Origin of the sequence: Limnospira sp. PMC 1279.21, from assembly GCF_032349615.1 — a bacterium.
GTDB lineage: Bacteria > Cyanobacteriota > Cyanobacteriia > Cyanobacteriales > Microcoleaceae > Limnospira > Limnospira fusiformis.
This window is the reverse complement of sequence record NZ_JARPLU010000039.1, coordinates 5535-10254: the sequence shown is the minus strand read 5'-3', so window position 1 is coordinate 10254 and position 4720 is coordinate 5535. Positions and strand designations below refer to the sequence as shown.

Below are 4720 nucleotides of genomic sequence, written 5' to 3'. Positions count from 1 at the left end.
AGAGGAGAGGGACTTTGAGAGGCGATCAGATGATTTCTGAACAGGCTGTAAAGGCCTTTTGGCGATCGCTTAATACATTGCCCTCACCCTAAATCTGGATCCCAGAGAGGAGAGGGACTTTGAGAGGCGATCAGATGATTTCTGAACAGGCTGTAAAGGCATTTTGGCGATCGCACCAGAAGCGGTTATCGCAGTAGATGATGAACCCGGTGTTCCGAGGGGGATGAGGAACATAATTTATAGTCGTTATGTGGTGACTGCCATAGAATTTGACCCCCAGAATGCCGAGTTAATTATCACGGCACGATTGCGATCGCGTTCCGAATAGTTAGGGCAACTAGGATGATAATTTTAACTGAACCTCATTGAGGAATGAATCATGGAAAATACCAATATTAAACAAGAAGCCAAACGCCTGATTGATGAACTTCCCGATAATTCGACTTGGGATGACCTGATGTATTCGATTTATGTCAGGCAAATGGTGGAAGCGGGAATAGCTGACAGCGGCTTCCCGTAGGTTGGGTGTAACGCAGTGAAACCCAACTAACTTCCCGTCGGTGGGGTGTAACGCCGCTTCCCGTAGGTTGGGTGTAACGCAGTGAAACCCAACTAACACTTTCTAGGATTATATAGCAACCGCCAGAGCGGTTCGGACTGAGCGACTAATTTTAGACCCGCCTTGAAATGAATTTGAAGGCTGATAGCAAAAGTCCACTCAAGTAGACTAAATAGACAAGAGGAGATCATCATGAATTCCGATATCCGTCAAGAAATTATTGACCTAGCCAGAGAACTACCCGATGATGTTTTGCCAGATGTTCTGACATTTTTACGCTTTATCAATGACCGCAAAAAACCAATAATTCCAGATAATGATACTGCCAATAATCAGGCAGAATCGAGTCGTGCGATCGCGGCTTATAAGGCGATCGCTGATAAGTACAAGAATGCGTTGCGGGAATTAGCAAAGTGAACCAACCATTATGGATATCCGAAGAAATTGTTAGATTCATTCATCAAGATCAAATTCAGCAGCATGGTGGTTGTTTGGGGATTAGGGATGAAAATTTGCTTTCTGCGAGTTTAGCAAGACCCCAACATTTATTTGCTTACAGTCAATGTAACTTATTCGATCTGGCTGCTGCTTATGGCTACAGTTTGACTAAAAATCATCCATTTATTGATGGAAACAAACGGACTGCTTTTGCAGTAATGGCAACATTTTTATTGGTCAATGGATATTTGCTTAACGTTCCAGAGACAGAGGTTGTCACTATAATGGAACGCTTGTCAACTGACCAGAAAACTCAGCAATCTTTAGCCGAGTGGTTAGCCCATAATTCCATAATTTCATCTCTGGATGAAACTTGAAATGATAGTGGGGTGTAACGCCGCGAAACCCAACTAACTTCCCGTCGGTGGGGTGTAACGCCGCGAAACCCAACATCGATTTCCCATTAATAGTAGGTGGTGCAATGAAAAGATTAATGATTGGTTCTCTATTGGGAGTAACAATGCTAGTGGCGACTCCCGCCATATTCCCAATTCTGACACAGCGCAGTTATGCCCAAACCTCCCAGACTCAGGCGGCACAACTGCAACAACTGATTGATTTGGGACTTCAGCAAACTCAGCAAAGGCAACCTTTACAAGCCATAGAAACACTTAAACAAGCCCTAGCTATTGCCCAAAGTATCCCAAGTCGAGAAGGGGAAGCATTCGTCAATCTTGGTCTAGGTTTAAACTATAATCGGAGCGGTCAACCCCAGGCAGCCTTAAACTTCTATCATCAAGCTGTGAGACTTTTTCAAGAAGTTAATGATCGCGCTGGGGAAGCGGCTACCCTCAATAGTATCGGTGAAGTTTACCGCGATATCGGTCTACCCCAGGAAGGGTTAATATACTTCCAGCAAGCATTACCCATTAGGCGGGAAGTGAGCGATCGCGCTACGGAAGCCACTACTCTCCATAATATCGGTGCAGTTTACGGCGATATCGGTAAACCCCAGGAAGCCTTAACATACTTACAGCAAGCATTACCCATTAGGCGGGAAGTGAGCGATCGCGCCAGGGAAGCGGCTACCCTGTATAATATCGGTTTAGTTTACCGTGATATTGGTGAACCCCAGAAAGCGATCGACAACTTGGAAAAAGCCCTAAAAATCACCCTAGAAATACGAGCCGGGTTAGCACAGGAAAACCGCCAACAATTCCTACAAAATAACCGAGCGATATCGGTGGCTCTGGTGGATCTTCTCATCGACGAAAACCGACCCGACCAAGCCTTTAAATGGCATCACCTCGCCACCACCTTCGACCTCGCGGACTATAGCCACCTTATCGATGCCCAAGTTATTAATCCACCCGCCCAGAAACTGATTGACCAATGGAATGAAAACCATGAACGCCTAAAATTACTTTACGCCGAAGTTGACAACAACTGGACACCGGAACTATCCCAACAAATCAACGAATTACAAGCCGGAAATAGCCAAATCGCCGAGGATATCGCCCGCCAATATCCCGAAGTTGCGGAACTCTTTGAAACCACCCCGCAAGACCTGGAAAATCTCCGGGAAAATATCGCCCCCGGAACCCTAGTTATTCAACCGATTTTGTTAACAAATATCAGCGAAGTTCCCGATGCGATCGCCCTGTTTATCGTCAGCCGCGACCAAAAAGCGATCGTGAAAAAAACCCCGATTAACCCCAGCGAATTTGATGGCATCCTCACCGAATATCGCGCCCAACTCGAAAACCACAACTCCGAAAATTTCGATAGAAATCAAGAACTCCTGTATGATTATCTAATTCGTCCCATAGAGGCAGATATTGCCGCCCATTCTCCCGAAAAACTCGCGATTATTGCCCCCGGAAAACTGCGTTATATCCCCTTTGAAACTCTGTATGATAATCAAAGGAACCAACACCTAATTGAAAAGTACCCCATCCACTACCTGACGAGGATTTCCGCCCGTCGCCAATTACGCAGCAACACCACCTCATCCCCCCGTGTTTTAGCCTTTGGCAACCCCCAACCCAGCCCCTTTGATACCCCCGGTGCGGAACAGGAAGCCCGCCAAGTTACGGAAATTTTCTCAGGGGAATATTGGGTGAGGGAAGAAGCGACCCGCGACCGTTTTCAGAACGATTCTCCCCGGTTTAATATCCTCCATTTAGCCAACCCAATCTGCTTTCAAGCCAACGGATGTCCGGGGCTAGGTTTAGGGGCAAATCAGATATTATTTGCCCATGGAGAAACCTTCAATATTGCGGATATAGGATTGTTAGGATTAAACCAAATCAACTTGGTAGTTTTAAGTGGTGGTTTTCAAACCGGGATGGAAACCGAATCAGAGGGCGGCGTATTGGCAGCGATCGCCTACTTATTTGAACGGGCGGGAGCCGATGCCGTGATAGCCAGCCTCTGGAATGCGGAGGATAATACAACCCTCTTAATTATGACAGAATTTTATGATAATGTCAAGCAGGGAATGACGAAAGCCGAAGCCTTACGGCAGGCGAAATTAACCTTCGCCCAAGAAGGCATACATCCCTTTTATTGGTCGCCATTAATTCTGATAGGTGATGGCGGTTCTTTTTAAGGTAGATATCGGCTGCTGATGCTGAGGGTAAAGGGGCAAGGTGTTAGCAGTCGGAGCCTGACACCTTATACATACAATCACAGAGAAAACATGATGATTGTCTTATGGGTAGCTGTCCTGAAGGTCGCCACGGGTGATAGAGCGATCGCACTGAAATAGGCATTTATGAGAGGTGCTGCCAGGTTAAGGAGTAGGCTATAATCAAAGCCCAACTGCCAAGGAGACTAGGGCAAATCAAGGCAGTGGAACGCCAATTATCGAGGGATTATCCCCTGTGAAAACAGATAGTATATTCTACCGAATTTTCCAACAGTACCCCCGCAGTTTTTTTGAGCTGCTGAACCGTCCACCGGAAGAAAGCGATCGCTATCAATTCACCTCTGTGGAAGTGAAGCAACTAGCCTTCCGCCTCGACGGAGTATTTCTGCCAACGACCCCAGAAGGCGATCGGCCCTTCTACCTAGCCGAGGTGCAATTCCAACCGGACGAGGACTTATATTATCGCATTTTCGCGGAACTGTTCCTGTACTTGCGACAATACCAACCGCCCCACCCGTGGCAAGTGGTGGTTATCTATCCCAACCGGAGCATTGAACGGGAACAGCCCCACCAATTCCGGGAACTCCTGAACTCAGGCAGGGTAACTCGTGTTTATATCGACGAGTTAGAAGCCCAAAACCGTTTGGGAGTTGGTATAATCAAACTGGTACTCGAATCAGAATCCGATGCGATCGCATCAGCCATAAACCTGATCGAACAAGCCGAACAAACCCTTCCCCCAGAATCAATTCAACGGGATATCATTGACATCATCGAAACCATTGTTGTTTACAAACTGCCCCAAATAAGTCGCGAGGAGATTGCCCAAATGTTAGGACTCACCGATTTAAAACAAACCCGATTCTATCAAGAAGCATTTGCTGACGGTCTCCAACAAGGGCTGCAAGAAGGTCTGCAACGGGAAAGGATAAATATTGTTCTGCGTTTGGCTAATTTAGGAAATAGTGCGGAAGCGATCGCCCAAATTTTGGGTTTACCATTAGAGGAAATTCAGCAAATTTTGTCCTCTAGCAATTAGGGACGCGCGTCCAAGTGATGGGCGAGGCGATCGC

General features: G+C 46.6%; 6 protein-coding genes. All 6 read left to right on the top strand.

The features are described from left to right. The first annotated feature begins 163 nt into the window (after positions 1-163). Positions 164-328 carry a hypothetical protein gene (locus P5683_RS08295; protein WP_006621445.1) on the top strand — a complete coding sequence of 55 codons (165 nt, stop codon included), beginning with the start codon at positions 164-166 and terminating at the stop codon, positions 326-328. Between the two features lie 51 nt (positions 329-379). After that, a complete protein-coding gene (locus P5683_RS08290; RefSeq protein ID WP_006621446.1) occupies positions 380-520 on the top strand; it encodes a hypothetical protein in 141 nt (46 codons plus the stop codon). Between the two features lie 231 nt (positions 521-751). Beyond that, the gene (locus P5683_RS08285; RefSeq protein WP_006621447.1) at positions 752-976 is read left to right on the top strand and encodes a hypothetical protein; all 225 of its coding nucleotides are present in this window, start codon (positions 752-754) and stop codon (positions 974-976) included. Beyond that, the gene (locus P5683_RS08280; RefSeq protein ID WP_006621448.1) at positions 973-1374 is read left to right on the top strand and encodes a type II toxin-antitoxin system death-on-curing family toxin; all 402 of its coding nucleotides are present in this window, start codon (positions 973-975) and stop codon (positions 1372-1374) included. The genes P5683_RS08285 and P5683_RS08280 overlap by 4 nt, the downstream gene beginning before the upstream one ends. Positions 1375-1478: 104 nt before the next feature. Beyond that, positions 1479-3608 carry a CHAT domain-containing tetratricopeptide repeat protein gene (locus P5683_RS08275; RefSeq protein WP_315640791.1) on the top strand — a complete coding sequence of 710 codons (2130 nt, stop codon included), beginning with the start codon at positions 1479-1481 and terminating at the stop codon, positions 3606-3608. A gap of 274 nt (positions 3609-3882) precedes the next feature. After that, positions 3883-4686, top strand: a complete 804-nt coding sequence (locus tag P5683_RS08270) for an Rpn family recombination-promoting nuclease/putative transposase (protein WP_315640789.1) — start codon at positions 3883-3885, stop codon at positions 4684-4686. The last annotated feature ends 34 nt before the right edge of the window (positions 4687-4720 follow it).